The organism is Candidatus Megaera venefica (assembly GCF_034554655.1).
Taxonomy (GTDB): Bacteria; Pseudomonadota; Alphaproteobacteria; order Rickettsiales; family Rickettsiaceae; genus Megaera_A; species Megaera_A venefica.
The window spans coordinates 1-2,496 of record NZ_JARJFB010000202.1 but is presented as its reverse complement, the minus strand read 5'-3'; the positions used below and the strand labels follow the sequence as shown (position 1 = coordinate 2,496).

The following is a 2,496-nucleotide window of genomic DNA, read 5'->3' as shown; positions in this document are numbered from 1 at the left end:
AAAAAATGAATGTGCGGTGATTTATTTTTGAAATTCTTGAAATTATATCAAAAATTTAGAGTTTTGACGGAGAGACTATTTAGTAGGTAAGCGATGCACAAGGTCACTATAATTTGCATCAGGGCTTATAAGTACAGGTATTCCTTCTGTGTAATCTCGAGAAGGATAATCAGTAACTATTTTTATTTTATTTTCTGCATACTCAGATTCAAGGTTCTCAGATTTTATGCACTTAAGAGAGTCGCCAAATGTAAAATGTTCGACTTCGTCATCAAATACTAAAACATAATTTGGTATAATGCATACTAAATCTACTTTTATGAGGTCATTGAGTTGCTCTATAAAAAATTCTACCAGCTCAATTATATCTTTGTATTGTTTCGTAACTATTTTTATAAGCAACGTCGTTACTTCATTTTTTGAAATCAGATTGTTTGTTGCAATCTTTTTATAATCAGAATTTTTCTCCATAACGTTCAGAAAGTCCTTTATATAGGTACTTTTGTCATTATTAGGGAAAATAAATGTTTTGCGGAAACCAAAAGGACAAATGAATCTTTGCCCGCTTTGATCTAAAAAGGTATCAAGAGATTTTACAGCTTTATCAATGATTTTTGTTAATTCCTTTTTTTCAGCTTCTGTCCATGTTATTTGCATTTGGTATTCTTTTGGCTTTTAGGCTTAATAATGATAACGACACTGCAACACGTATACGTTATCGTCTTTAATAGTGTATACTAAACGATGCTCGTTTGATATTCTTCGAGACCAAAATCCTGATAAATGGTGTTTCAATGGTTCGGGTTTGCCAATACCCACAAAGGGATTCTGTATTATACTCTTTAATAAACTATCAATTTTGTCTGATGTCTTTTTGTCGTTTTTTTTAAAGAATTCATAATCTTCCAAAGCGTTCTTATGGAAACAAATATCCATTAGATTTTTACTTTTTTGAAATTCAGATCATTGGTAAAATCTGCTACTGCTTCATTGAGCCTTGCTGCATTTTTGGGGCTTTGTAGTAAATACGCTGTTTCAGTTAAAGCATTATAATCTTCAAGAGACATAACAACTACTGAAGGTTGCTTCTGTCTTGTAATAATCACTGGATAATGATCTTGGCAAACATGTTCCATTAATCCCGATAATTGATTTCGTGCTTTTGTGTAGGAGATAGCTTCCATTGTAATATTTTCTTTTTACTTATGTACAAATAATAGCACATGTACGAATAAATGTCAAGTGGATAGAAAATTACATACTATAACCACCCATATCTTTTTCCATCTCAAGATGTTTCTGCTGTTGGATAACTTGGTTGTGGATCTGCTGTATCTCATGGTGTGGTATAAATTCATTTGTTCGAGTTTTGACAAGATGCTCCATGAACTTCAGCGGACATGACATAGTATGATTGTCTATCTTAACAGCTTCACCATTATCAAGTCTAGTAAGACTTTTGTGAATGCTCTTGATGAAGTTATCATGATAATCTTTAAGTAGCGATTTATGTGTTCCCATTGGATCAGTCGTATCCTTTAATATTTGGGTCATTTGCTCATGAGTTTTGTAGTTTTTACTTTGCACATATGATGATATTTTATGTAGCTGACCAATAACATTATCTTGCTCGTTCTTCATGGCATTTTGAATTGACAAAGAAAGTGCCTGGCCATGATGATCAGGATGTTTTAAAGTAGCATGTAGCTGGCTTAGGAATCCTTGCTCCTTTTTAAGGCTATCGATTACCTGATCTGGAGTTTTAGCTTCCTGCTTCTCTTTTGTGATTGCTGCTAGATTAGAATTAATATGATGAGCTTCGATATCCTGATCCAATTTCTTATGAGTCTCTTTTAGATCCGTTGTCTGCTGCAACTCTTTAATTATCATGCTTTCTGTTTTAGCGCCAGTTGACAATGCAGTTTTAGCGAGTGACTTAAGACCTTCATGCATGCTATCTTGTTTTAACTCGTTGGCTAGTTTAGCTCGTGCCGTTATGTTTAAATCACGTTCTGGGTATTTTAGATTACCGTGCAGCTGGGCTAGGAATCCCTGTTCCTTTTTAAGGCAATCGATGACTTGATCAGGAGTTTTAGCTTCCTGCTTCTCTTTTGTGATTGCTTCTAGATTGGAGTTGATATGGTGTGCTTCGATATCCCGATCCAGTTTCTTATGAGTCTCTTTTAGATCTGTTGTCTGCTGCAACTCTTTGACTAATGACTCTGTAGTTTTAGTGCCAGTTGATAGCACATTTGCTGCTACAAGTTTTAGCTTAGCTAAATCGCCATGTTGACGCTGCTCATGCGCTAACTCACACTTGAGTAGCAGCTCATTATAAATATCTAACTTCTTAATGTTACCATGTAAACCAGCTAGTGCATTTTGTTCTTTCTCTAATGCTTCAAATATGGAATCTACACATTTGGCATCTTGGCGCAGTTGACTCAAACGCTCTGGAATGGTTCTGAAATTATAATAATCTATTGTTCTTTCTGT

The 2,496-nt window shown here is 34.6% G+C and carries 4 protein-coding genes; all 4 read right to left on the bottom strand.

Annotated elements, in window-relative coordinates:
* Positions 1-75: 75 nt before the first annotated feature.
* On the bottom strand, positions 76-657 hold the full coding sequence (locus Megvenef_RS08845; protein ID WP_322777565.1) for a hypothetical protein: 582 nt from the start codon (positions 655-657) through the stop codon (positions 76-78).
* Positions 658-681: 24 nt separating this feature from the next.
* A complete protein-coding gene (locus tag Megvenef_RS08840; protein ID WP_322777564.1) occupies positions 682-936 on the bottom strand; it encodes a Txe/YoeB family addiction module toxin in 255 nt (84 codons plus the stop codon).
* The gene (locus Megvenef_RS08835; protein ID WP_322777563.1) at positions 936-1,184 is read right to left on the bottom strand and encodes a type II toxin-antitoxin system Phd/YefM family antitoxin; all 249 of its coding nucleotides are present in this window, start codon (positions 1,182-1,184) and stop codon (positions 936-938) included. Before Megvenef_RS08835 ends, Megvenef_RS08840 begins: the two co-directional genes overlap by 1 nt.
* Before the next feature lie 70 nt (positions 1,185-1,254).
* On the bottom strand, positions 1,255-2,496 hold a 1,242-nt coding region (locus tag Megvenef_RS08830; RefSeq protein WP_322777562.1), incomplete at its 5' end, for a hypothetical protein.

Excerpts from the sequence above, each read along its gene's own strand:
- Megvenef_RS08845 (WP_322777565.1), bottom strand. The coding sequence starts at position 657 with ATGCAAATAACATGGACAGAAGCTGAAAAAAAGGAATTAACAAAAATC.
- Megvenef_RS08840 (WP_322777564.1), bottom strand. The coding sequence starts at position 936 with ATGGATATTTGTTTCCATAAGAACGCTTTGGAAGATTATGAATTCTTT.
- Megvenef_RS08835 (WP_322777563.1), bottom strand. The coding sequence starts at position 1,184 with ATGGAAGCTATCTCCTACACAAAAGCACGAAATCAATTATCGGGATTA.